This window comes from Lactobacillus sp. UBA5813 (assembly GCF_002417895.1).
GTDB classification, from domain to species: Bacteria; Bacillota; Bacilli; order Lactobacillales; family Lactobacillaceae; genus Lactobacillus; species Lactobacillus amylolyticus.
On sequence record NZ_DICZ01000009.1, the window covers coordinates 1 to 24,478 of the forward strand.

24 protein-coding genes are annotated in these 24,478 nt (G+C 37.2%); 3 read left to right on the plus strand and 21 right to left on the minus strand.

The features are described 5' to 3' along the window. Positions 1–56: 56 nt before the first annotated feature. Together parC and parE are read right to left on the minus strand one after the other, a co-directional pair. Complete coding sequence (gene parC, locus B2008_RS01485) at positions 57–2,531, minus strand: DNA topoisomerase IV subunit A (RefSeq protein ID WP_281829505.1); 2,475 nt, start codon at positions 2,529–2,531, stop codon at positions 57–59. A 16-nt stretch (positions 2,532–2,547) separates the two neighbouring features. After that, a complete protein-coding gene (gene parE, locus B2008_RS01490) occupies positions 2,548–4,494 on the minus strand; it encodes a DNA topoisomerase IV subunit B (protein ID WP_281829504.1) in 1,947 nt (648 codons plus the stop codon). Positions 4,495–4,592: 98 nt separating this feature from the next. Here parE and plsY point away from each other — a divergent pair, with 98 nt between their 5' ends. Next, positions 4,593–5,225 carry a glycerol-3-phosphate 1-O-acyltransferase PlsY gene (gene plsY / locus B2008_RS01495; protein WP_281829503.1) on the plus strand — a complete coding sequence of 211 codons (633 nt, stop codon included), beginning with the start codon at positions 4,593–4,595 and terminating at the stop codon, positions 5,223–5,225. Positions 5,226–5,310: 85 nt separating this feature from the next. On the opposite strand, the gene B2008_RS01500 is transcribed toward plsY, so the two are convergent. From B2008_RS01500 to B2008_RS01570, 15 genes are all read right to left on the minus strand, one after another. Next, positions 5,311–5,925 carry a LysR substrate-binding domain-containing protein gene (locus B2008_RS01500; protein ID WP_281829502.1) on the minus strand — a complete coding sequence of 205 codons (615 nt, stop codon included), beginning with the start codon at positions 5,923–5,925 and terminating at the stop codon, positions 5,311–5,313. A gap of 47 nt (positions 5,926–5,972) precedes the next feature. Beyond that, a complete protein-coding gene (locus B2008_RS01505; RefSeq protein WP_281828818.1) occupies positions 5,973–6,869 on the minus strand; it encodes an aldose 1-epimerase family protein in 897 nt (298 codons plus the stop codon). 144 nt (positions 6,870–7,013) lie between these two features. Continuing rightward, on the minus strand, positions 7,014–8,390 hold the full coding sequence (gene hslU, locus B2008_RS01510) for an ATP-dependent protease ATPase subunit HslU (protein WP_281828816.1): 1,377 nt from the start codon (positions 8,388–8,390) through the stop codon (positions 7,014–7,016). A gap of 9 nt (positions 8,391–8,399) precedes the next feature. Beyond that, positions 8,400–8,924, minus strand: a complete 525-nt coding sequence (gene hslV / locus B2008_RS01515) for an HslVU peptidase proteolytic subunit (RefSeq protein WP_006352521.1) — start codon at positions 8,922–8,924, stop codon at positions 8,400–8,402. After that, on the minus strand, positions 8,921–9,844 hold the full coding sequence (gene xerC, locus B2008_RS01520) for a tyrosine recombinase XerC (protein ID WP_281828815.1): 924 nt from the start codon (positions 9,842–9,844) through the stop codon (positions 8,921–8,923). The genes hslV and xerC overlap by 4 nt, the downstream gene beginning before the upstream one ends. Further along, the gene (trmFO, locus tag B2008_RS01525) at positions 9,844–11,160 is read right to left on the minus strand and encodes a methylenetetrahydrofolate--tRNA-(uracil(54)-C(5))-methyltransferase (FADH(2)-oxidizing) TrmFO (RefSeq protein WP_281828814.1); all 1,317 of its coding nucleotides are present in this window, start codon (positions 11,158–11,160) and stop codon (positions 9,844–9,846) included. The genes xerC and trmFO overlap by 1 nt, the downstream gene beginning before the upstream one ends. Positions 11,161–11,247: 87 nt before the next feature. Further along, positions 11,248–13,356 (minus strand): type I DNA topoisomerase, encoded by a 2,109-nt coding sequence (gene topA / locus B2008_RS01530; RefSeq protein WP_281828813.1) that lies wholly within the window; start codon positions 13,354–13,356, stop codon positions 11,248–11,250. A gap of 35 nt (positions 13,357–13,391) precedes the next feature. Then, a complete protein-coding gene (gene dprA / locus B2008_RS01535) occupies positions 13,392–14,270 on the minus strand; it encodes a DNA-processing protein DprA (protein WP_281828812.1) in 879 nt (292 codons plus the stop codon). A 76-nt stretch (positions 14,271–14,346) separates the two neighbouring features. Further along, a complete protein-coding gene (locus B2008_RS01540; protein WP_281828810.1) occupies positions 14,347–15,102 on the minus strand; it encodes a ribonuclease HII in 756 nt (251 codons plus the stop codon). Further along, positions 15,099–15,938: a ribosome biogenesis GTPase YlqF gene (ylqF, locus tag B2008_RS01545; RefSeq protein WP_281828809.1), complete on the minus strand. Its 840-nt coding sequence runs from the start codon at positions 15,936–15,938 to the stop codon at positions 15,099–15,101. The genes B2008_RS01540 and ylqF overlap by 4 nt, the downstream gene beginning before the upstream one ends. A 34-nt stretch (positions 15,939–15,972) precedes the next feature. After that, positions 15,973–16,503: a sodium:proton antiporter gene (locus B2008_RS01550; RefSeq protein ID WP_281828808.1), complete on the minus strand. Its 531-nt coding sequence runs from the start codon at positions 16,501–16,503 to the stop codon at positions 15,973–15,975. 55 nt (positions 16,504–16,558) lie between these two features. After that, on the minus strand, positions 16,559–16,882 hold the full coding sequence (locus tag B2008_RS01555) for a cation:proton antiporter (RefSeq protein WP_281828807.1): 324 nt from the start codon (positions 16,880–16,882) through the stop codon (positions 16,559–16,561). A 43-nt stretch (positions 16,883–16,925) separates the two neighbouring features. Then, positions 16,926–17,195, minus strand: coding sequence for a hypothetical protein (locus B2008_RS01560; RefSeq protein WP_281828806.1), 270 nt, complete (start codon positions 17,193–17,195; stop codon positions 16,926–16,928). A gap of 50 nt (positions 17,196–17,245) precedes the next feature. After that, positions 17,246–17,476 (minus strand): YozE family protein, encoded by a 231-nt coding sequence (locus B2008_RS01565; protein ID WP_006352531.1) that lies wholly within the window; start codon positions 17,474–17,476, stop codon positions 17,246–17,248. A 2-nt stretch (positions 17,477–17,478) separates the two neighbouring features. Further along, positions 17,479–18,330 carry a DegV family protein gene (locus B2008_RS01570; protein ID WP_281828805.1) on the minus strand — a complete coding sequence of 284 codons (852 nt, stop codon included), beginning with the start codon at positions 18,328–18,330 and terminating at the stop codon, positions 17,479–17,481. Between the two features lie 119 nt (positions 18,331–18,449). On the opposite strand from B2008_RS01570, the gene trhA reads away from it, so the two are divergent. Further along, a complete protein-coding gene (gene trhA, locus B2008_RS01575; protein WP_281828804.1) occupies positions 18,450–19,115 on the plus strand; it encodes a PAQR family membrane homeostasis protein TrhA in 666 nt (221 codons plus the stop codon). A gap of 40 nt (positions 19,116–19,155) precedes the next feature. Here the strand turns inward: trhA and B2008_RS01580 are convergent, their stop codons facing one another. Further along, the gene (locus B2008_RS01580) at positions 19,156–20,352 is read right to left on the minus strand and encodes a CCA tRNA nucleotidyltransferase (protein WP_281828803.1); all 1,197 of its coding nucleotides are present in this window, start codon (positions 20,350–20,352) and stop codon (positions 19,156–19,158) included. Positions 20,353–20,435: 83 nt separating this feature from the next. On the opposite strand from B2008_RS01580, the gene B2008_RS01585 reads away from it, so the two are divergent. After that, the gene (locus B2008_RS01585; RefSeq protein ID WP_127345641.1) at positions 20,436–21,323 is read left to right on the plus strand and encodes a YitT family protein; all 888 of its coding nucleotides are present in this window, start codon (positions 20,436–20,438) and stop codon (positions 21,321–21,323) included. A 25-nt stretch (positions 21,324–21,348) separates the two neighbouring features. Here B2008_RS01585 and B2008_RS01590 read toward each other — a convergent pair whose 3' ends face one another. The 3 genes from B2008_RS01590 to der form a co-directional block, all read right to left on the minus strand. Then, on the minus strand, positions 21,349–22,602 hold the full coding sequence (locus B2008_RS01590) for a tetratricopeptide repeat protein (RefSeq protein WP_281828802.1): 1,254 nt from the start codon (positions 22,600–22,602) through the stop codon (positions 21,349–21,351). A gap of 91 nt (positions 22,603–22,693) precedes the next feature. After that, positions 22,694–22,969 (minus strand): HU family DNA-binding protein, encoded by a 276-nt coding sequence (locus B2008_RS01595; protein ID WP_281828801.1) that lies wholly within the window; start codon positions 22,967–22,969, stop codon positions 22,694–22,696. Between the two features lie 142 nt (positions 22,970–23,111). Further along, the gene (der, locus tag B2008_RS01600) at positions 23,112–24,422 is read right to left on the minus strand and encodes a ribosome biogenesis GTPase Der (RefSeq protein WP_281828800.1); all 1,311 of its coding nucleotides are present in this window, start codon (positions 24,420–24,422) and stop codon (positions 23,112–23,114) included. Positions 24,423–24,478: the final 56 nt, after the last annotated feature.

Below are 24,478 nucleotides of genomic sequence, written 5' to 3' on the forward strand. Positions count from 1 at the left end.
GATTTGACAAAGAGCCACATTTGTCTTAACACTCCGTAAGCGCTTTTATTATTTATTTAGAATAGATCAGAAACCTGTTTGTTTTCGTTGCTCAAAGGTGCCCCTAATTCAAGGCTTACAGGAGTTCCATCTACAGTTGGATCAACTACAAATGAACCATTAGAATATCTATCCCCTAATGGAAATCCATTTGTATTGATATCTATATGCCGGTCACTTGACGTTGTCATCTTTAGAACGTGATTTTGACCATAGGCAGCTATTGCAGCTATTCTATGTGGTTTAGTCTTCAATTCTCTTAGAACCATTACCCCACGTTTAGCTCTAGATACTTTATTAACTAAGCTTAACTTAAACTGCTTAAAGGCTCCACGTTGGGTAATTAAACCGACTTTGATCAAATCAGCGAATTCTGGTTGTACCAAGACGTAGCCTACTACATAATCATCATCTTTTAAGTTAACCGACTTTACACCCAAAGCTTTACCACCAGATTCAGATATTTCGGAAACATCATATTTAACAGCATATGCACGATGAGTAAATAAAGTTATCTCTCCGCTGTTTGTTTTAATTAAATCAATCCGAATCATCTTACTATCTTCAGATTTCATCTTCATTGCTGTAATTGCACGTGATCGATAAGTTCTGGTAGGTTGCAAATCACTCAATTTTACTTGTTTGATGTAGCCATCATTAGTGGCCATCAAGAAATCAACATTCTTATCAAGCTTATCAAAGTCAAATACGCGAATAATTTGTTCGTCAGTAGCCAACCCAACTTCCTGTGATAGGTGCTGACCTGTTTCTTTCCACTTGGTTTCAGTTAACTCGTGAACAGGTCGATAAATAAGATTCCCACGATTAGTAAACAAATATAAGTTATCTAAAGTAGATAAAGTTTTTTCATAAATAACCTTATCATTTTCAGGCAATCCATTATCTGCCTCGTCAGATGACTGGTAAGAACGCAATGATGAACGCTTTAAATAGCCATCACGACTTACCAAAACTCTTACTTGTTCATCAGCAACCAATGCTTTTTCATCGATTTCGACTTTAGCACTTTCGTGTGAAATTTGAGTTCTTCTTGGACTAGCAAAATTCTTTTTAACTGCTGTTAGTTCTTTAATAATTTCTTTTTCAAGAGTAGCACGATCTGATAAAAGCTTTTGGTAAACAGCTACTTTCTTATTCAGATCATTTTGTTCTGCAATCAAAGCATCAACATCAGTGTTCGTCAACCGATATAATTGTAATGATACGATTGCTTCGGCTTGCCGTTCAGTAAACTTAAATTCCTTAATCAAGTTCTTTTTAGCATCTGCTTTGTTTTTTGATGCCCGAATTGTTTTGATAACTTGATCAAGAATGTCCATCGCATGGATTAAGCCCTGAATGATTTCTAAACGAGCTTCAGCTTTGTCTAGATCATACTTAGTTCGCTTAGTGATCACATCTTCATCATGTTCAAGATAGGAAGATAAAATTCTCTTCAAACCTACTTGAACAGGTGTCATATGGTCAATTGCAACCATATTGAAGTTATAAGAAACCTGCAAATCTGTATTCTTGAATAAATAATTCAAGATATTTTCTGCGTCTGCATTCTTCTTTAATTCAATAACTATTGAGAGTCCATGACGATCAGTCTCATCACGAACTTCAGCAATACCATCAATTTCTTTATTGAGTCTTATCTCATCAATTTTCTTAACTAATAAAGCTTTATTGACATCAAAAGGAATTTCAGTAGCAACAATTTCTTGCCGATGTCCCCTAATTTCTTGAATGCTTGTTTTTGCACGAACTTGAATTCTTCCACGTCCGGTTTGATAGGCTTCCTTAATTCCCTTTGTACCCATAATAACGGCACCTGTAGGAAAATCCGGTCCCTTAACAAACTGCATTAAATCCTCCAGGCTAGCTTCGGGATGCTTTAACAAATAAATTGTTGCATCAATTACTTCAGCTAAATTATGTGGTGGAATTTCAGTAGCATAACCTGCGGAAATTCCTGTTGAACCATTAACTAGCAAATTGGGGAATTGAGCTGGCAAAACAGTTGGTTCATATTCAGTATCATCGAAGTTTAATACCATTTTTACGGTATTCTTATCAATGTCCTGCAACAATAAATTGGATATTTTGCTCAAACGTGACTCAGTATAACGCATGGCAGCTGGGCTATCACCATCCATAGAACCATTGTTTCCGTGCATTTCTACCAATGGCTCACGCATTTTCCAGTCTTGAGATAAGTGAACTAAAGCACCATAGATAGAGCTATCTCCGTGAGGGTGGAAATTACCCATAATGTTACCTACTGCTTTGGCAGCCTTTTTAAAGGGCTTATCAAAGGTATTTCCATCCTGATACATTGCATATAAAATACGGCGTTGAACAGGTTTTAATCCATCTCTGATATCAGGCAAGGCACGTTCCTGGATAATATACTTTGAATATCGTCCAAAACGTTCTCCCATTACCTGTTCTAACGGCATTTCCCGAATTCTTTCTTTATTCGCCATTAAATTCTATACCTTCTTAATCATTATCTGCATCCAGAAGTGAGCCATCTTCGCCCATTCTAAATTTAACATTTTCTTCAATCCATTTTCTTCTTGCTGCTACTTTATCACCCATTAGTGTAGTAACTCTTCGTTCAGCTAATGCAGCATCATCAATTCGAACACGAATTAGCATTCTTGATTCTGGATTCATAGTTGTTTGCCACAACTGCTCGGCATTCATTTCACCTAATCCCTTGAATCGTTGAAGAGAATAGCCTCTGCCCATTTTCTTTTCATCTTCAGCTAATTCTTCATCAGTCCAGTCGTACTTAATTTCTGCCTTCTTGCCGCGTCCTTTTTGAAAACGATACAGAGGTGGCAAAGCAATATAAACTTTGCCTTTTTCGATCATTGGCCGCATATAACGATAGAAGAAAGTTAAAAGCAGAATCTGAATGTGTGCACCATCGTCATCGGCATCAGTCATAATAATGACTTTATCGTAGTTGGAATCATCAACTTTAAACTCTGTTCCAACTCCTGCACCAATGGTGTAAATCATTGTATTAATTTCTTCATTTTTGAAAATGTCCTGCAACTTTGCTTTTTGTGTATTCAAAACCTTTCCACGCAAAGGCAAAATTGCTTGAAAACGTCTGTCTCTGCCTTGTTTTGCAGAACCACCAGCTGAATCCCCTTCGACTAAGAACAATTCATTCTTCTTTGGATTTTTCGATTGTGCTGGTGTTAGTTTCCCGGAAAGTACTTCTTTCTTGCGCCGCTTTTTACCATTTCGACTTTCTTCACGTGCCTTTTTGGCCGCTTCACGAGCATCTCTGGCCCGTTGAGCTTTCTTAACTAATTCTTGGGCTAACTCACCATTTTCCATGAGATAATAAGACATTTTCTCGTAAACAAGCGCATCAACAGCGGAACGAGCTTGAGGTGTTCCTAATTTACCTTTAGTCTGACCTTCAAATTCAAGCAGTTCTTCAGGAATTTTAACTGATAAAACAGCACTCAAACCTTCACGATAATCTGAACCATCAATGTTTTTATCTTTCTTGGTAAACAAGCCTTGCTTTTTAGCATAATCATTGAATGCTCTAGTAAAGCCACTGCGTGCACCCACTTCATGAGTACCACCATCAGCAGTTCTAACATTGTTTACAAATGAAACGAGATTTTCAGAATAGCCATCACTATATTGACCACTGAATTCAATTTCCATTCCATCTTGCTTGCCTTCAAAGTAAAAGACATCACTGATTGTACCTTTACCTTCATTCAAGTATTTAACAAAGGATTTAATACCATCATCATATTGAAAAACATCATGATGTTCTGGATCACGTTCATCCGTTAATGTGAATTTGACTCCCTTCAGCAAGAAAGCTGATTCGCGAATTCTTTCTTGAATTGTTTCGTACTTGTACTTAGTAGTTGAAAAAATTGTGGCATCTGGTTTAAAGGTAATCGTAGTACCTGTTTTGTCATTGGTCTCACCGACACATTTTAAAGTACCAATTGGATGACCACCATTTTGAAATTCTTCTTCATATGCTTTACCTCCACGAACCACTCTAACTTTTAAATAGCTCGATAAAGCATTAACTACTGATGAACCTACCCCATGAAGGCCGCCCGAGGTCTTATAGTTTTGTTCAGTAAATTTGCCACCAGCGTGCAAGACTGTCAAAATAACTTCAATCGTTGGTTTTCCGGACTTATGCATTCCAGTTGGCATTCCACGTCCAAAGTCCCTAACAGTTACACTGTTGTCTTTATGAATAGTTACATTAATCTCTTTACCATAACCTGCCATCGCTTCGTCAACTGAGTTATCAACGATTTCGTAAACCAATTGGTTTAGACCATGAATATCAGTTGAACCGATGTACATGCCAGGGCGTTTTCTGACAGCTTCTAGTCCATGTAATATTTGAATTGAAGAATCATCATAAGTATTAGCTTTAGCCACTAAAATTCCTCCACTTTTATTACTTAATTTTGGCAACTCCATATATTTACAAGTCAAACTTTGCTAAAATAGCTTTAGATTAAATGGAGTTGTTAATTATGTCTATCTTAAAAATAGCATCGTTACTTATTTTAGCATACTTAATCGGATCATTTCCGACTGGTGTGATTATTGGAAAAACTTTTTTCCATAAAGATATCCGTCAATACGGATCGGGAAATATTGGCACAACTAACACCTTTAGGGTTTTAGGTCCCAAAGCAGGAATTACCGTTTTTCTAATCGATTTCTTTAAAGGAACGCTTGCGACAATTTTACCAGTAATATTTAACCTGGGTCCACATTATTTATGCTTAATTTTTGGTTTAGCGGCAATATTAGGCCATGCTTTTTCAATCTTCTTGAAGTTCAAAGGTGGTAAAGCAGTCGCAACCTCTGCCGGCTTTTTGCTGGGTTATAATTTGCACTTTTTCTTGATTTGCGCAGTAATATTTTTCCCAATATTATTTATAACTAGTACGGTTTCACTAACGAGCCTAATCTCGATCGTATTGATCTTCATTGCCTCATTCTTTTTCCACGACCTTGCCTTAAGCATTATCAGTGGATTATTGGTGGTTTTGATTTACTGGAGCCACAGAAGCAATATTGTTCGTCTAGAACATCATGAAGAGAACATGATTCCCTTTGGTTTATATTACTGGTACAAAAAATCTCATCAGAATAAGTAAACTAAAAATAAAGAGAGCCAACAAGGATAAAGCCTTGTTGGTTTTTTACTCTTTTATTATATCGATACAAACTTTTGTTCGCAAGTTAAAAGTCAAAATTCTTTTCTAAGGCTTGAGCAACTTGCTTAACCTTATTTGTTGGCTCTTTTTTCATAACGACTACGTATTCTTGCTTAAGCTGTATTTCGTCTTTCAATAAAAACATTTTCTGCAATTTGGGGCTTTCAAAGAATTTAGCAGTATCTTCATTAAGCAAGAAATAACCTGATCCTGATTCAGCCATTAATGCTGCTTCATTAAAATTATCAACGGCAAGAAATGGACTTTTTATTCCTAATAAATCACGATGATAATGCAATTCCCCTTGCTCTTCATTCTTTTGCGCAACAAGCAGATTAGGAATTTTATCTAATTCACTTATTTCTATTGTTTGTTGTCCAGACATAAAATTCCCTGCTTGTAGTACAGCTTCTAAGCCAAACTCACTGACCTTAATTACCTGATAATTTGAGTAATCATGATCGCGAGGATCTGTTAAAGCAAGATCAATTTTATTTTCTTCAAAAGAATCCTCTATTTGATCCTGATACAGAGGAATTAATCTGATTTTTAATTGCAGATTTTTTTGCAAATATCTTTTTAATTTTTCAAGACGTGCCGTTCCAAAATTCTTGAAAAATCCTAAGTTAATTGTTTTCATGACTTACCTCAAAATAAAAAGCCTTGGCATTTCACCAAGACTTCTTTTTATTTTTCACTATGGAAAGTGATGCTAAAGCCAGCATTAAAGGTTTCACCCTTTGCTAGGTGATTCATGCCATACTTATCTTCCAATTTGCCATCCGCATCAGAACGATCGGCAATTCCCCACCATGGCTCAATGCAGACATAATCAGCTGTCTTTGGATATTGTGACCAAATTCCAACGAATGGAGCATTTCTAGTCCATACATTAATATGGAATTTACTGTTCTCGGTTCTAACTGAAATTTTATTATCGTGACCACGCAATTGATAAATCAGCGCATCATTCTTAAATAAATCATCGCTTAAGCCAATTAAACTATCAGTTGATGCCAATGAACGATTTGCCCAATCTAGCAAGCCTGTTTGTTTACTGATTGGAATCTTTACTCTTGCTTCTGATGGCTGCGTTGCAAAGTAAAAGTCTTCTTTTTTAACTTGAAGATCATCAACTGGCAAATTGAAACCAGGGTGTCCGCCAATGCCAAAAATCATTTCACCATCAGTCTTGTTGGTCACAATGAAGTTTTCTTCCAACAAATTATTCATTAAATTATAGTTTACTCTTAATTCAAATTTGAATGGATAAACCTTACGCGTTTCTTCGCTATCTTTAAGCAAAAATATAATACTTTCATCACTTTGCTTTTCAACTTTAAATTCACAATCTCTTGCAAATCCATGTTGACCTAAATGATAAGTTTTCCCTTGATAAGTATATTGATCATTCTTTAAACGACCAACAATTGGAAAAAGAACTGGTGCATGCCGATCCCAAATTGCGGGATCTGCTTGCCACATATACTCATAATCACTATGGACGCCCTTAACGCTTTGAATTTCTGCGCCTTTGCTTGAAATAGTGACCTTCAACATAGTATTTTTAATTGTGTAATTCATTTTATTACCTTTATTCATATAAAAACAATAACAATGTGATCCCTTAGCGTTAATTTTATCATAATAGCGCTTTTATTGATATAGACCAAGCCTCACAAAAAATAAAAGAGGCAACAAAAACATTGTCTCTTTCATTTGTATTTTCTACAAAATAAACTTAGTAAGGTCTTTATTGATGATTACATCCTTAAGTTTTTCTTCAACGTAAGCTTCCGTTACGGTGATTTCGCCCATTTCCATATCAGGACCTTCATAAAGAACATCTTCAAGCAATTTTTCAAGAATGGTAGACAATCTACGAGCCCCAATATTATCTGTCCCTTGGTTGACTTCATAAGCAATCTCTGCGATTCGATCAACCGCTTCTTGAGTGAAAATCAATTTGATGCCATCAGCCTTCATCAAAGCTACATATTGCTTTAACAATGCGTTTTCTGGATCCTTTAAAATACGAACAAAGTCATCTTTGGTAAGTGCATCTAATTGAACTCTAATTGGAAAACGTCCTTGCAATTCTGGAATAAGATCACTTGGCTTTGATTCAGCAAAAGCTCCAGCACCAATAAACAGGACATGATCAGTTGATAAAGGACCAAATTTTGTTTGGACTGTTGAACCTTCAACAATTGGCAAAATATCACGTTGAACACCTTCACGAGAAACTTCACCAGAAATCTTTTTGTTACCAGCAATTACTTTATCAATTTCATCAATGAAAATAATTCCGTTATTTTGAGCACGTTCAATTGCTCGCTGATAAAGACTGTCATAATCAACCATTTTACGTGATTCTTCGTTAATCAATAATTCACGTGCATCTTTGACTGGCAAAGTTCGCTTTATCTTTCTCTTCGGTATCATATTGCTAAGCATTGAGCCTATGTCCATGCCCATTTGACCCATCATGTCACTCATTGGACTAGCTTTAGGCTTTTCTTCAACTTCAATCGTGACATCGCGATCTTCAAGCAATCCCTTATTCAGTTGCTCTGCAATAGTCATTCGCTTATTACGAATATCATCGTTTACTTCTTCATCCTCAAACTCTTCGTCATCTAAATTATTTAAGAAACTGAAAACAGAATCATGATGGTGTTCGTGCTTGATGCCTGGAACCAAAGCCTTAACTAATTCTTTATTAGCCTCTTTGGCTGCTTCTGGTCGAATTTCTTCAAATTCTTTCTTTTCTTCCATTTGAACAGACTTAGCTGCCAAATCTCTAACCATTGATTCAACATCTCGACCAACATAACCTACTTCGGTAAATTTAGTTGCTTCAACTTTAACGAAAGGAGCTTCAACAATATCAGCCAAGCGACGAGCAATTTCTGTTTTACCTACACCAGTTGGTCCAGCCATCAATAAATTTTTAGGTGTGATATCTTTCTGCATTTGCTTAGGAAGCTGCATCCGACGGTAACGATTATATAAAGCAATAGCTACTGATTTTTTAGCTTCATCTTGACCAATAATATATTGATTTAATAACTCTACAATCTTTTTTGGAGTCTTAATAGCCATAACTACCTCCTATAGTTCATCAGTTGTAATTTGATCATCAGTAAAGACATCAATTCCTGAAGCAATTTTAACCGCCTCATGAGCAATATCGCTTGCACTCATTTCTTTCGCATGACGAGTCATCGCAATTGCTGCTGCTTGAGCATAATTGCCACCGGAACCAATTGCTACTACATTTTCATCAGGTTCAAGTACTTCCCCATTGCCAGAAATTAATAAAAGGTCTTTATCATCAAAAGCAATCAGCATTGCATTCAATTTTTGCAAAGTAGGATCTTTACGCCATGATCGTGCCATTTCCACAGCCGCTCTTCTCAAGTCGCCACTGTAGCTTTCAAGCTTGCCTTCAAGCATTTCTTGCAAACTTACTGCATCGGCAACACCGCCGGCGAAGCCAATTACTACACGATCATGGAAAATTCGACGAATCTTTTTAGCACTTGCCTTGGCAATAACTTTTTCACCTAAAGTTACTTGACCATCCCCAGCAATTGCAGTCTTACCATTAAATTTTACGGAACATATTGTTGTCATTTTGTCTTTTTATCCTTTCGTGAATTTCTTGGGAAAAATTTTTGATATTCATCTTGCAAGTGTGCCATTGTCACATGAGTATAGATTTGAGTCGTTGATAAATTTTCATGTCCCAATAGCTCCTGAACTGTCCTCAAATCAGCACCATTGTTCAGCATTGCAGTCGCAAAAGTATGGCGCAATTCATGCGGATGCACTTTGCCGCTTATTCCGGCCTTATTAAATGTCCTTTGCATGATATATTCAATCCCGCGATCTGTCAAAGGCTGACCCTGATTGTTTAAAAAGATAAAATCTTGATCAGCCTTGGATCCTAGCAGTTTTGGCCTTGCGTTTTCAAGATAATTTTGCAAAGCACTTTTCGTCTTATCATCAAATGCCACATAACGATCTTTATTGCCCTTCCCATGAACAAGTATCATTTGCAGATCAAAATCTACTTGATTTATTTTCAAGCTGCTAACTTCACTCACTCGCATCCCGGTTGTATAAAACAATTCGAATAATGCAAGATTTCGCTCAGTTAAAGCTGTATTGCCCTGTAAAGAAGAAATTACTTGCTTCATTTCAGGTGCATAAAAAAATTGAGGCAATTTGCGCTCTTCCGTGCGTAAAACAATCGTTTGCGTTGGATTAACCTTGATTAATTTTCTCTTCGCTAGAAAGCGATAAAACGATCGCAGACTGGACATTTTTCTCATTTGCGAATTTCTGGATAATTTTCGTTCAGCCATTGATTGAAGATAAACTTCGATATCACGTGTCTGAATCTTATCCCAATCAACAAAACCACCATTTTCTCGCCAAAAAGATTTTGCCTCTAGCAAATCCGTTTGATAAGAAAGAATTGTATTTTTGCTGTACTGTCGTTCATTTTTTAAATACGAAATAAACAAGGCTAATTTATCATTTTTAGGCATTAATCCAACACTTTATCTTTGAAAGCCGCTAAGCTGTTTAATCCGCGTTCACTAATCTTAAGATGTCTTTCTTTTTTATTGCGAATCTTTTTGCCTTCCAAGCTTGGCAAAAGTGCAAAACTTGCATTCATAGGTTGAAAATGCTTAGCGTCAGTTGTAGTTACATAATTTGCCATTGAACCTAAAGCAGTGTCAACCGGAAAGACAGCGGTATCTTTTCCTAAAGCTTCACGCGCTGCATTAATGCCCGCAACTAATCCAGAACCTGCACTTTCGACATAGCCTTCCACGCCAGTCATTTGGCCAGCAAAAAAGAGACCCTTTTGCTGCTTTGCTTCATAGCTTGCATTTAATACTTCTGGTGAAGCCATGTAAGTATTTCGGTGCATTTTGCCATAACGAACGAATCTGGCATTTTCCAAACCAGGAATAAGTGAAAAGACTCGTTTTTGTTCACCGTATTTTAAGTGAGTTTGAAAACCAACAATATTGTACATTGAAGCTGCTGCATTATCCTGACGCAATTGGACTACTGCATAAGGCGTTTTTCCTGTTTTTGGATCTTCCAATCCTACTGGTTTTAACGGTCCAAATAGCATTGTTTTGACGCCACGTGCAGCCATTACTTCAATTGGCATGCATCCTTCAAAAACATCATTGTTCTCAAAGCCATGCATTTCAGCCGTTTCTGCATGAACTAGTTCTTGAGCAAACTTCTCATATTGTTCTTTATCCATTGGACAGTTAAGATAAGCCGCTTCACCACGATCATAGCGAGATTTCTTATAGACAATATTCATATCGATAGAATCTGCTGCGACGATTGGTGCTGCCGCATCGAAGAAATGCAGACTGTCAGTCCCTGAGAACTTTTGAATTTGACTTGCTAAAGCATCACTCGTGAGTGGACCTGTGGCAATTACCACAATTCCTTCTTTGGGAATTTCGGTAATTTCTTCATCATGAACTGTTACATTATCAAAACTCCGCAATTTTTTAGTAACATAATCGCTAAAAAGGTCACGATCTACAGCAAGCGCTCCTCCGGCTGGTACCTGAGTTTTATCTGCAGCTTGCATAATTAATGAATCTAATTGTCGCATTTCTTCTTTTAGAAGGCCAACGGCGTTAGATAATTGATTTGAGCGCATTGAATTCGTACAAACTAGTTCCGCGAATTCACCAGTATGATGCGCTGGCGTCATTTTTCTAGGACGCATTTCGTAAAGATCTACAGGAATACCACGTTTGGCAATTTGCCAAGTTGCTTCGCTTCCTGCCAGTCCCCCGCCAATCACTGTAACTTTTTCGGGCATTTGATCATCCTTTTTTAAAAAAATATTCTTATATAAATATATCATCAAACCGAAAAAGTTTGATGATATTAACACAATTTTTTTGTTTTATTTATCTTCGCGAGGCTCTTCACGATAATCGCCATTTGGACAAAGAACTGTAAGTCCCTTCTTTGATTTCTTCTGAACTAAAAAGTGACCATCATTTGGACAGTTTCTGCCAATTGGTTGATCCCAGGATACGAAATCACATTCAGGGTAACGAGAACAACCATAAAACTTACGGTTTCTCTTTGACTTTTTCTCGACAACATCGCCTTTGCCGCATTTTGGACAAATAACGCCAACCTTTTTAACAATTGGCTTAGTATTGCGACAATCTGGGAAACGAGAACAAGCATAAAATTTGCCATAACGGCCCATTTTTATAACCATTGGCGCACCACAAATGTCACAATTAAATCCAGCTGGCTCATCTTTTATCTGAACCTTTTCAATTTGCGTATCAGCCTTATCTAATTCTTTCTTGAATGGGTGGTAATATTCATCAACTACCTTAACCCAGTTTTTATTTCCGTCTTCAACGCTATCAAGGTCGCTTTCAAGCCGAGCCGTGTAATCAACATCCGTAATGTCAGGGAAAAATTCTTCAATCAAGCCATCAACAATTTCACCTAATTCTGTAGGCACGATTGAACGTCCCTCAAGTTTTACATAATAACGACGTTGAAGAGTATCAATTGTCGGTGCATAAGTAGATGGACGACCAACGCCATTTTCTTCAAGCGCATGAACCAAACTAGCTTCAGTATATCTTGCAGGAGGCAATGTAAAGTGCTGCTTATTATCAGACTTTTTCATTTTTACTTGATCGCCCTCATTTAAGTCAGGCAATTCAATATTCCTCTCCTGCTGGTTATCATAAACTTTGGTAAAACCAGCGAACTTCATCTTTGAACCAGTAGTCCGGAATACAACACCATTTTGGACAATATCTGCTCTAACCGTATCATAAACGGCAGGCGTCATTTCGCTAGCGACAAAGCGTGACCAAATAAGTTTATATAAGCGATATTGCTCAGTCGTTAAAACTTTCTTTAATGACTCTGGCGTACGATAAACACTAGTAGGACGAATAGCTTCATGGGCGTCTTGAGCATCTTCCTGATTCTTGAAGTGTCGTTGACTCTTAGCCGCATATTGTGCACCGTATTTTTCATGCAAAAACTTTGAAGCTTCTGCTTGAGCAACTGGTGAGGTTCTCTTAGAGTCGGTTCTCATATAAGTAATTAAACCAACAGTCCCTTGTCTGCCTAAACTGATTCCTTCATACAATTGCTGAGCAATGCTCATAGTTCTTCTTGTTCGGTACCCTAGGCGTTTATTAGCTTCTTGTTGCATAGTTGAAGTGGTAAAAGGAGCAGCTGGTTGTCTGTGTCTTTCACAGGTAACTACTTTTTCAACTGAAAATGCCTTTTTCTTATCGATTTTGGCTAAAATTTCTTTGACGGCATCTATATTAGGCAATTCTTTCTTTTTGCCATCAACACCATAAAAACTGGATTTAAATGTTTCTTTATCTTTATTGAATTCCGCATCAATCGTCCAGTATTCTTTTGGTTTAAAGTTTTTGATCTCTTTTTCGCGATCAATTACCAATTTAAGAGCTACTGACTGAACACGTCCAGCACTAAGGCCCTTCTTAACCTTAGCCCACAAAATTGGCGATAAAGAGTAACCCACAATTCTGTCTAAAACTCGCCGCGCCTGCTGAGCATCAACTGTATCCATATCAATAGTACGAGGATGCTTAAAACTTTCCTTGACGGCATCTTTAGTAACTTCGTTAAAAGTTACTCGATTCTTAGCCTTTTCGTCAAGATTTAGTGCGTGTGCTATGTGCCAAGCAATCGCTTCCCCTTCACGATCGGGATCGGATGCTAAATAGACATCTTTAGCCTTTTTAGCTTCACTCTTCAATTCCTTGATTGTGTCGCCTTTACCACGAATTGAAATATACTTTGGCTTGTAATTATTATCAAAATCGATCCCCATTTGTGATTTTGGCAAATCACGAATATGACCTTTTGAGGCAATTACATGGTAGTTGCGTCCTAAGTACTTTTCGATTGTCTTTGCTTTAGCAGGTGATTCCACGATTACTAAAGTTTTCTTGTTTTTGCTTCTGCCTTTTTTAGTTTTTGTTTTAGTAGGCATTGAATGCCTCCTTATTTTTTATTTTAAAATGTACGCTATTCAGAGAATAAAATACTACTCTCTAAGTTGTCAAATCTTTCTTTTTTCAATTCATAATCAATAATCGGTGTTGCACCGGCTTCAATTAACCGGTTAGGCCCTTCCGATAAAACACTTGTAACAGGTCCAGGCACAGCGTAGACATCTCGATTTTCTTGCAAAGCCAGATTGGCCGTGATAAGTGAACCGGATTTTTCTTTTGCCTCTGTTACTATGACGCTCTCACTGATGCCTGCCAATAGTCGATTTCGCTGTGGAAACCTAAAAGGCCGTGGCGGTGTATCGGGAAGATATTCACTCAGCAAAAGTCCAGAAGAGGCAATTTGTTCTTGCAAGAAATGATTTTGCATTGGATAAAAATGATTGAGCCCATTACCCAGGACAGCAATCGTTCTGCCATTATTACCTAAGGCAGCCTGGTGAGCCATAGTATCTACTCCCTTGGCAAGACCGCTGGCAATAACGATTTTCTGCTTAACTAACCCCGGTACCATTTTGTTGATTACTTCTTGACTATAAGCAGTCGCAAGCCGAGAACCAACGATCGTTGCGATCTTCTGATTCAGTAATTCCAAATTGCCACGAGCAAACAAAATTAACGGTGGCTGATAAATTTGACGCAGTCTTTCAGGATATTCATTGTCGAAAAAGCTAATTACTTTGCACTGCTGACTAATTCTTGAAACTGCTAACCCGGCCCGATCATCCCGATATGCTTTTAAACAAGTCTCTCTTAAAGCGAGCGGCAAATCCAAAGCATTCAATTGAATTGGATCGATCTCTTCGGTATCCAGTTGCGTCGCAATTTGCAACATTTTTACATAGCCAATACCTTTTTGCAATTTTAATCTAAGTAAAAAATCTGATTTATTCATGAAATAAAAACCCTCCATTACTAATTACGCAAAATAGAGAATTTTTACCGAAAAAAGTTCAATTTTTATAAAATTTTTACTTAAAAAAATCGCTAACCGGTGCAAACGTCTTACGGTGAATTGGGGTCGGCCCATATTTTTTTAGTGCAGCCAAGTGCTTTGCTGTCCCATATCCAGCATTATCTGGAAAATCATATTGAGGATAAATTTTAGCATAATCATCCATCAATTTATCTCTAAATACTTTAGCCACAATTGAAGCAGCGGCAATAGAATTAGACTTGGCATCCCCCTTAATGAGCTTTACTTGTGGCAAGTCGACAGGTACGTTCATCGCATCGACCAAAAGCGCATCAGGTTTCTGATCTAAATCAAGCACGGCTTCTGCCATTGCTTGTCGATCAGCCTCATAAATGTTAATTTGATCGATTACTTGCGGGCTTTTTACACCCACAGCTACACTAATTGCCTCAGATAAAATTTTCGGATAAAGAGCCAATCGTTTTTGTGGACTCAATTTTTTAGAATCATTAACATCAAGCAAATCGAAGTGATCGTCAATAATTACTGCTGCAGTTACTACTGGGCCAGCAAGAGGACCACGACCAACTTCATCTACACCAGCTACAATCTGACCCTTTTGCCAAAATTTTTTCTCATAAGTAAAACGCTCAAGAAAGGCTGACTTCTTTTTAGCCAGCTTCTCTTGTTTTCGCTGATAAGATGCCAATAATTTCTGTACGCCACTTCTAGAGTCACTTTTTAATTGCTCAAGCTCATCAGAGAAAACCTGACCACTATTAAGAAGTGCTTTTATTTCTTTAATTGTCATAACCGATCTAGAGTAATCCTTCCAATTTTACCTTTGCGCAAACGTTGAAGCATATAGAGACTAAATCGATCATAATCATCCCGCATGCCGTATACCTCTGTCATTGCCAATAAGAGATCTGGATCTTCAATTTTCTCGATCCCTTCTTTTGGGCAGCGTGCAAATTTTATTAAATCCTTGAGATAATATTTTCGCAAACTCTTAAGTACGAACAAAGCAACATCATCTGCATGGAAAATTGTATCTTTAATTGCACCAAACGCAGCCAGTTTGTAGCCAACAGCTTGATCTTCAAACTTTGGCCATAAAATCCCTGGTGTATCCAAAATCTGAATATTATATTTTGTTTTCAGCCAGCTTTGACCCTTAGTAACTCCTGGCCGATTGCCAACTTCAGCAACATTGCGCCCTACCAAACGATTTATAATCGTTGATTTGCCACAATTTGGAACACCAGCTAGTGAAATACGAATGGTTGGATTAGATGCGCCCTTTGCTTCAAGTTTTTTGGTTTTTGCCATCGCTGCCTTTTTGATCATATTGATCAAAAATTTCATATTCGTATTATGCAGCGAATCCATTGCAATCACAAATTTTCCAGGCTGTTGCAGCTTTTTTTGCCAAAGCTTGGTCATGACAGGATCTGCTAAGTCCGCCTTGTTTAAAATAATCAGATGTGGTTTCTTGCCCACTAGTTCTTCAATCATAGGATTTCTTGATGATTCTGGAATTCTAGCATCAAGAACTTCAACAAAGACATCAATTAAGCCCAACTTATCTTCCAGTTGATTACGGGCCTTATTCATATGTCCCGGATACCATTGAATTTTTGCCATTTTACTTCTCCTTTTATCTATACCATTTTATAACTTATTCATCTTCAGAATGCAAAAATAGAACTTCAGCTAGCAGAATCTCACGATACAATGACAGAAAACCTTCACGGTATTCTTGCTTTTGCTGAGCAATTTGTCCTAGATAATTTCTCTCAAGGCGAAAAGCATAACGATATATTTCATCCCTAAACTCCAATTCATCCGCAGATGGCTCTTTTTGCTTAATTGATTTACGCAATTCTCTCAAAAAATCACGCATTGAAGTATTATCAATTTGTGCATGCAAATCGAACTCAAGCTGTTTACGGATCTTCTTTGGCAGATACAGTTTTTTCAGTTCACTTAGAGCATAATTGACCATTCCTACTTTAACCCGATCAATGGCGGCCTCTTGTTCTTCATCAGATTTTTGTCTTGGCAAAATAAAACGAAAAATGACGGTAGGAATCAATAAACTAAAAATAATCAGTGCTGCTTCACTAAATAAAATCAAATGAAAGCGTCCACTGCTGATTAGAGTTTGATCCAGCGTGTAAGCAAGAGCAAAAGTAACTGCACCATGCACCCCACCTAAAGCAAAAGAATGGCTGTAGTAGGATGAAAAGTACTTTGGACGAACTTTAAATTACGCCGTAAAAGCCCTGTCTAAATAAAACCAAAATCACGGAAACGATTAAGCCAAAAATAATACCTCCAAGCATTGAATACAGAAAATCGACAACTGTATGCGCAATTTCCAGCTGTCTGGATAAATACCAGCTAATTGCCATGTTAAGCAAAATAATGCCGGAAGCATCATTAAACAAAGATTCATTTTCCAGATGATGCTCAACAATTGTTGGCAACTTTAAGCCATGAGTGACGGATTCGGCTGCCGTCGCATCTGTTGGAGCAAATATTGAAGCCAAATAAGGCCAAGCGGAAGTGAAAGACCTAACAGCCACTTTAAACTGAAAGAAGCAGCGACAGCAATTAATAAGATCATAATTACAGTGATACTAATAATTGACTTCCAACTACGCGCGATATTGTAAAGACGATTTTTTGACCTTCAAAAAACAGCAAAGGTGCAATGATCAATCCCATAAACAGTTCTGGCTTAAACGATATTAATTCGTTGCCAAAAACTAAGGCCAAGATCATTCCTAATACTAGAGCAATATAATTAACAGAAATCTTTCTCAAAAAATAATTCTGAATAATCATTGCTGCACTTGCCACTAGGCACATACCGATTGCAAGAAGTATTGCATGCATAAAATTTCCTTCTTAAATAAAAAAGTCCCTTAGAGGGACTTAAATTTGCATTAATAACTCATTTTTTCGCGATACATTTCATAAGCACGATCGAAAATTGTCATGCTTGGCAAATAACCAGCATTCAATTCCAAATAGTCCGACAACTTTTCATAATCCTGTTCTTGTTTTGGAAAAGTTTGATCATGCTGAGCATCATTAGCGAATTGCGCAACTTCGTCAGTTGAATCCGGATCTCTCTGAGTCATTAAAAAACGATAAAAACTTTCTCGATATGCCATTTTTACTCCGTATAATAAAGAATCGCATAAGCACCATTACCTGCATGAGTTGCAATAATTGGGCTTGTTTCTTGAACTAGAACATTGATTTCTGGATTTATCTCTTTAATTTTTTGAGCCAATTTTTCCATCAGTTCGGGAGTGTCAACGTATGAAATGCCTACTTCATGAATTTTATCTTTATTTACGGCAATATCATCCAATACACGTTGGTCAAAAGCTTTAGAAAACTTCTTGCCACGTCCCTTTTTGGCCACTTCTAGATTGCCACCAGTCATGTGCAATTCAATTCGAATATTAAGAAGAGTGGCTACTTTACCGGCTAATGGGCCTAAACGTCCACCCTTGATCAAATTCTTCAGATTAACAACCATCATCCGCAATTTTTGATTTTTCTTAATGTGGTCGACATGAGCCAAAATTTCATCAAGCGTTTTGCCTGCTTGACTGTCTTTAGCAGCTGCCAAAACTTGAAAGCCTTCTGCTCGATCAGTCAATTCAGAATCAACAATGTGAACTTCATCTGATTTTCCAGCAATTTCAGCTGCTTGTCTTGCCGCATCAATCGTCCCACTCAAAGTCTTGGCTAAGAAAATTCCAATGACTTCGCTTCCGTCGGAAGTTAAATCTTTAATTACATCTACAAAACGACCGATTGAAGGTTGACTGGTTTTGGGCAATTCTTCAGATTCATTCATCTTTTTGACAAAATCGCGTCTGGAAATGTCAACACCATCAACATAATTCTTGCCATCAATTGTAATCGTTAATGGTACAACAGTAATATTATATTTTTTAATTTCTTCTTGAGTTAATTGGACGGAAGAATCCGTCATAATCTTAAACTTTGACAACGTATTCGCCCTCAATTCTAAATTGCTCACTTTTTATGATAAAATATGAGCAAGTAACAATACAGTTAGTATATCAAAAAAATTAGTTAAGAAAAAAGATTGATTGGAATTGTTTTATCATGAAATTAAAAGAACTTTGGCAGGAGCCTAAACAAAGATCAAAAACTTATTACATCCTTGACAACATTTTCAGCGCAATTACCCATGGAGTTGGCTTTGGATTAGCAGTCGCTGGACTAGTGGTTTTAATCGTTAAAGCCGCTTCAACTGGGGATGCAATGAGAATTGTGACCTTTACGATCTATGGTTCATGCCTCGTTTTACTATATTTATTTTCTACTTTATATCATAGTTTAATTTTTACCAGAGCCAAGAATGTTTTTCAAATTTTTGATCATTCATCGATTTTTCTTTTAATTGCTGGTTCCTATACCCCTTATTCCTTGGTGGCCATCGGCGGGGTCTGGGGGTGGACTCTTTTCGGCCTAATTTGGGGACTGACAATTATTGGCATCATTTATTACATTTTCAATCGCGGCAAACATGTCATTTTTGACACAATTTTATATGTTGCAATGGGTTGGCTTGTAATCCTATCGGGCAGTTATCTCTATATACGGTTGACACCTGTTGGCTTCTGGCTGCTTGTTGGTGGTGGAATTGCTTACACCGTTGGTGCCATTCTCTACAGTATGAGAAATATTCCGTTTATTCATGTTATTTGGCACTTGTTCGTAATGTTAGGTTCAATTTTGATGTACTTTTCAGTTTTGCTTTATGTTTAATATTTAATAAAAAAAGTTTGGTCTTGCTAACCAAACTTTTTTATTTGCTTTCTAAAAATTCACCAATTGCTGCTTCACTATTCTCCAAATTTCCAGCAACAACTTCTTGTTTAATTTCTTCCAGGAGCTGCCCTAATTTAGGTCCAGGACGAACACCATTTTCAATTAAAAAGCGCCCATCTACAGCCAATTCTGAAGTATCTTTAATTGGCAAAGCTAAATAACGATCTACTAAGGCTTCTGAATCAACCGGCTGACCTAAAATATGCGCAACATCAATCGTATTGAGCAAATTTTTTTTGCCGAGTTCAAACAATTCATAATCGCCAGGCACATGATCAGAAAGCACATCAAAAAATGAAACAATTTGTTCAACTTCATTCGTCATTGCATTAGAATTTTTCCAATCGCGCATAAAGGCCCCGATTTTGTCATTTTGAATTTTAAGCAGAATAATAATTATTGACCATAAACTGGTTTCCAAGGTAGGACTAAATTGCAATTGAGGAAAAACAGACAGTAACTCGCTTTTACCAGCAAAATCAGGTACATCCTCACTTAGTTTGGTATCAAGAAAGACCTTAAAAGCTTCTCTTGCATTTGGCCCTAAGCCCATTTTGACAAATTCATCCCGAATTCTTTCAACCGAGATCTTTTTTAGCAATTGATGGTGATCTTCGATTGCTTTTTGGGTATTTTCTTCTAAGTCAAATTTGAGTTGACTCATAAATCTAACTGCCCGCATCATGCGAAGAGCATCTTCATGAAATCTCTTCTCTGGATCGCCTACAGCTCTGATGACCTTCTTTTTTAAATCACTCAAACCATCAAAAAGATCCAGAATTTGACCATCGGTATTCATTGCCAATGCATTGATCGTAAAGTCACGTCTTTTAAGATCTTCATCTAAATTCTGTACAAAAGTAACATGATCCGGTCGACGAAAGTCTTGATAGCCGGATTCAGTTCTAAAAGTTGTAATTTCATAGCTGTTGCCGTTATAAAGTACAGTGACTGTGCCATGCTTAATTCCAGTATCAATCGTTTTAGCGAATTGTTCTTTAACTTCTTCAGGGTAAGCACTTGTGGCAATATCAACATCATGAATATGTCGGCCCAATAAAACATCTCTAACTGAACCACCAACAAAATATGCTTCATAACCTGCTTGTTCTAATATCTTCAAAACCGGCATCGCATCTTGAAAAATATTAGGTAATTTTTTTAATTTCATCATCAATTTTTTATTTCACCGTTTTATTATGTATTTTAGATAATTATATGTTAATTTTAGGATAGAGAATTTAGGAGGAACAAGCGATGAAAAAAATACTAAATAAAAATACTTTTTTCGAATTATTTATGATCGCTTTGGGATGCGCCATTTATGCCCTAAGTTTGGATATGATTTCGGTGCCAAATAAACTGGCCGACGGAGGTTTGAGCGGAATCGCTCTGCTTCTTCGGCACTTTTGGGGCATTAACATGGGACTTACCACTTTGGTATTAAATATTCCTCTAATTATTTTAGGGTACCGTTTTATGGGCAAGCGACTGCTCGCCTATACAATTTGGGGTACCGTTGCTCTTTCCTTCTTCTTATCATTTTGGCGCCTAGTACCAATTATAACGCAACTAAACCTCGAACACGACCTCTTCCTTTCCGCCGCTTTAGCTGGGACTCTCTCTGGCTTAGGACTCGGATTGGTCTTTCGTGATAATGGAACTTCTGGAGGAACCGATATAATCGCTAGGATCTGTCAGATGAAGTATGGTATTTCATCTGGAAAAATGCTGCTGTTTTGCGATGCTGTAGTTTTATTCGTATCCTTATCATATCTTGATATCAAGCACATGATGTATACTCTTCTTGCTTCATTTATTCTCTCAAGAGTTATGGATGCAGTTCAACAAGGCGCATACACTGCGAGAGGCTTGTTAATTATTTCTGATAAGTATCAACAGATCGGTGAAATGATTGATCTTAAACTTAATCGTGGTTTTACCTATCTAAAAGCTTTAGGTGGCTACAAGCAAGATAACAAACGAATCATTTATTTAGTCGTTTCTCCACGTGAAATTCCAACTGTTAAACAACTGATCTTTAATGAAGATCCTAATGCCTTTGTTACGATTATCGAAGTGCATGAGGCCTTAGGAGAAGGTTTTACATATAAAAAGCCACATCGAAAATTCATTAGAAAATAAAAAAAACCGCAAATTTGCGATTTTTTTATTGCAATCGATTAGCCAAATCTTGCATCTCTTCATCAGAGGGAACTATGGCTAGATATTTATCAAGCAGCTGCTTAACAATTTCACTGCTATTAGGTTCAGTATTAAAGAAATAGATCATTTGTTTCAAGAAATCAGGATTCTTTTGAAACTCAGGATAAGCCAATAAGAATTCGCTTTTTGCCTTATCACTTTCATCCATATTTTCGTAAGAAACTGCCAAATTCCAGTGCGCCTGTGGTTCAATACTGTCATCATCGAGTTCTTCAAATAAAGCATTGTTTTCCTTATATTTGCGTTCATGCAGATACAAGTTGGATAATTGCAAGCGCAAATCACTATTATCAGGAGCAATTTCTAGACCTTTCTGAAGCAAATCTTCTGCAGTCTTGAAATCTTGCAGATTAGCTGCGGCCGTAGCCCCCATCGAATACAGTGTTTCATCTAATTCATTATAAGCTAAACCAGCTTGAGCCGAACGCAATACCTGATCGTCGTCATGCTTATGCTGGTAAGCTTGAGCAAGAAGTGGATAGGCATTAACATAATCCGGGCTCTGGTCAATGACTTCATCTAAGTATTTAATTGCTTGATCATCATCTCCAACACTAAGCATAACTAAGCCAGCTTGATATTTGCTGTCAATATCCAAAATCGCATTACTGTGTTTTTTAATAACTTGACTAGCTTCTTCATATTGACCAAGCTTTGCCTCTGTCTGAAACAGCCTTTGAATCAAGTTAACCTCACCAAAAGTATCCTGACGTTTGATTAGGTCCTTATAGTGGGCTAAAGCTTCCTCATACTGGCCGCTATTAAACTCGAGTTCAGCTAGTCCAAACTTAATTGCATCCTCCTCAGGGGCCAATTTAAGCGCTTGCAATAGCTTATCTTTTGCCGTTTCAAATAGACCATTGGTTTGATAATAATCAGCCTGAACAAGCAAAGATTCCAAATAAGCATCAGAATTTGGTGAAATATTGTAAAGCAAACTTAAACCATCATCATCCTGACCATCGTTTAACAAAATTTCTGCTAAATATACTTTAAATAAGTCTTCACTGGGAAACTTGGCAATCAAAGCACGATAGACATCCTTGGATAAATCGGTAAATCCATAATCAGTTAAATTTTCTGCTAGTGAAGCCAAAATTTCTGGTTGATCATGATCTAATGCCTTTTTTAACAAAATCTTATCTTGCGAAAAATCATGCTTCTCAATCGCATCTAATAATTGTTCTGAGTATGTCATAGTATCCTCCATTCAGACTTCTATTTTTACATAAAAATAAAGCGTTGGTCAAAGAAAAGACCAACGCTTTATTCTTTTTATGAGCTATTAATTACTTAACAGCATACTTAAGTGCCTTACCTGGTTTAAATGCAGGAACTTCACTTGCTGGAATTTGGATTTCAGCACCAGTTTGAGGGTTACGGCCCTTACGTGCAGCACGATGACGTACTTCGAAAGTACCAAAACCGATTAATTGTACCTTGTTGCCCTTTGAAAGATCTTCTTGAATTGAACCAAAGAGTGCTTCAACAGCAGCAGCAACCTCCTTCTTAGTTAAGTCAGTCTTTGAAGCTACTTCAGAAACTAATTCAGCTTTATTTGCCATTTGAAATTCACCTCCTGAAATTGAATCGAAATTCAATATTATTCCTTTATAAAAGAATAAGGAATCATGATCGTTCAAAATCAATCTTTCCTAAAAACTAAAATATCACAAACAGCTTATCACAACAAGCTTTCTTATGATTTTATTTACGTTTTCGTGGAATTATTTTAATTGGGGTGCCTTCAAAATTGAAATTCTCACGTAATTGATTTACTAAAAATCTTTGATATGAAAAGTGCATTAATTCCGGATCATTTACAAAGACTACAAATGTTGGCGGATTAGTTTTAACTTGCGTCATGTAGTAGACCCGAAGTCGTTTGCCTTTTACTAAAGGCGTTGGTACAAGCTTGCTTGCTTCCAACAATAAATCATTTAAGACGCTAGACTGAATTCGCTGATTTTCATTTTTATAGACTTCTTTTACTATTTCTGGAATTTGATCAAGTCTTTGACCTGTTTTTGCAGAAACAAATAAAATTGGAGCGTAGTCCAGATACTGAAATTCTTGTCTAATTACTTGTTCAAAATCTTTTCCGCTGCCACTATCTTTTTTAGGAATATCCCATTTATTTACAACGATAATGAGACCACGTCCCGCATCATGTGCATATCCGGCCACGTGCTTGTCTTGCTCTCTGATGCCTGTACTTGCATCAAGAACTAATAAAGCCACGTCAGATCGATCAATAGCACTCAATGCACGCATTACAGAATACTTTTCAGTCTTTTCATAAACTTTTCCGCGTCTTCTTATGCCCGCAGTATCAATTAATCTAAACTTTGTTCCATCTTTACCAATAAAAGGCGTATCGATTGCATCTCGAGTCGTGCCTTCTTGATTGGCAACGATCACTCTTTTTTCGCCTAAAAGCTTGTTAACGATCGAAGATTTACCAACATTAGGACGTCCAATAACACTAAAGGAAATTGTATCTTTATCTTTTTTATCAAGTTCGCGTGGAAACTTGCTAACAATTTCATCAAGCAAATCGCCAATCCCAGTTCCGTGACTTCCAGAAACTGGAATTGGATCTCCCAATCCTAAACTGTAGAAGTCATAGACTTCCGCTCTTAGTTCAGGATTATCAGCCTTGTTAATTGCTAAAATAATTGGCTTTTTAGTGCGATAAAGCAGCTGTGCAACTCGTTCATCAAGATCAGTTACGCCATTTACAACGCTGCAAAGCATTACAATGACATCCGCTTCATCAATGGCAATTTCTGCTTGAGCGCGAATCTCCTCTTCGATTTTTCCGTCTTCCCAAGTAATACCGCCAGTATCGATTAGATCGAAATTATGTCCCATCCATTCAGCTTGAGCATAATTTCGGTCACGAGTTACACCAGGTTCATCTTCAACAATAGCCAAACGTTCTTTGATAATCCGGTTGAAAAGTGTTGATTTACCCACATTGGGGCGGCCAACAATTGCTACCACTGGTAAAACCATTTTTTCAGCCTCCTTTTAAGAATAAAAAAAGCCGACAGAAGTCGGCTTTTCTTAAA

Bases quoted from the DNA above. Each gene is read 5' to 3' on its own strand.
- trmFO (WP_281828814.1), bottom strand. From the start codon at position 11,160: ATGCCCGAAAAAGTTACAGTGATTGGCGGGGGACTGGCAGGAAGCGAA.
- B2008_RS01580 (WP_281828803.1), bottom strand. From the start codon at position 20,352: ATGATGAAATTAAAAAAATTACCTAATATTTTTCAAGATGCGATGCCG.
- topA (WP_281828813.1), bottom strand. From the start codon at position 13,356: ATGCCTACTAAAACAAAAACTAAAAAAGGCAGAAGCAAAAACAAGAAA.
- hslV (WP_006352521.1), bottom strand. From the start codon at position 8,924: ATGACAACAATATGTTCCGTAAAATTTAATGGTAAGACTGCAATTGCT.
- B2008_RS01505 (WP_281828818.1), bottom strand. From the start codon at position 6,869: ATGAATTACACAATTAAAAATACTATGTTGAAGGTCACTATTTCAAGC.
- B2008_RS01560 (WP_281828806.1), bottom strand. From the start codon at position 17,195: ATGCATGCAATACTTCTTGCAATCGGTATGTGCCTAGTGGCAAGTGCA.
- trhA (WP_281828804.1), top strand. From the start codon at position 18,450: ATGAAATTAAAAGAACTTTGGCAGGAGCCTAAACAAAGATCAAAAACT.
- B2008_RS01590 (WP_281828802.1), bottom strand. From the start codon at position 22,602: ATGACATACTCAGAACAATTATTAGATGCGATTGAGAAGCATGATTTT.
- B2008_RS01565 (WP_006352531.1), bottom strand. From the start codon at position 17,476: ATGGCATATCGAGAAAGTTTTTATCGTTTTTTAATGACTCAGAGAGAT.
- plsY (WP_281829503.1), top strand. From the start codon at position 4,593: ATGTCTATCTTAAAAATAGCATCGTTACTTATTTTAGCATACTTAATC.
- xerC (WP_281828815.1), bottom strand. From the start codon at position 9,844: ATGCCTAAAAATGATAAATTAGCCTTGTTTATTTCGTATTTAAAAAAT.
- dprA (WP_281828812.1), bottom strand. From the start codon at position 14,270: ATGAATAAATCAGATTTTTTACTTAGATTAAAATTGCAAAAAGGTATT.
- hslU (WP_281828816.1), bottom strand. From the start codon at position 8,390: ATGGCTATTAAGACTCCAAAAAAGATTGTAGAGTTATTAAATCAATAT.
- B2008_RS01595 (WP_281828801.1), bottom strand. From the start codon at position 22,969: ATGGCAAATAAAGCTGAATTAGTTTCTGAAGTAGCTTCAAAGACTGAC.
- der (WP_281828800.1), bottom strand. From the start codon at position 24,422: ATGGTTTTACCAGTGGTAGCAATTGTTGGCCGCCCCAATGTGGGTAAA.
- B2008_RS01500 (WP_281829502.1), bottom strand. From the start codon at position 5,925: ATGAAAACAATTAACTTAGGATTTTTCAAGAATTTTGGAACGGCACGT.
- ylqF (WP_281828809.1), bottom strand. From the start codon at position 15,938: ATGGCAAAAATTCAATGGTATCCGGGACATATGAATAAGGCCCGTAAT.
- parC (WP_281829505.1), bottom strand. From the start codon at position 2,531: ATGGCGAATAAAGAAAGAATTCGGGAAATGCCGTTAGAACAGGTAATG.
- B2008_RS01540 (WP_281828810.1), bottom strand. From the start codon at position 15,102: ATGACAATTAAAGAAATAAAAGCACTTCTTAATAGTGGTCAGGTTTTC.
- B2008_RS01585 (WP_127345641.1), top strand. From the start codon at position 20,436: ATGAAAAAAATACTAAATAAAAATACTTTTTTCGAATTATTTATGATC.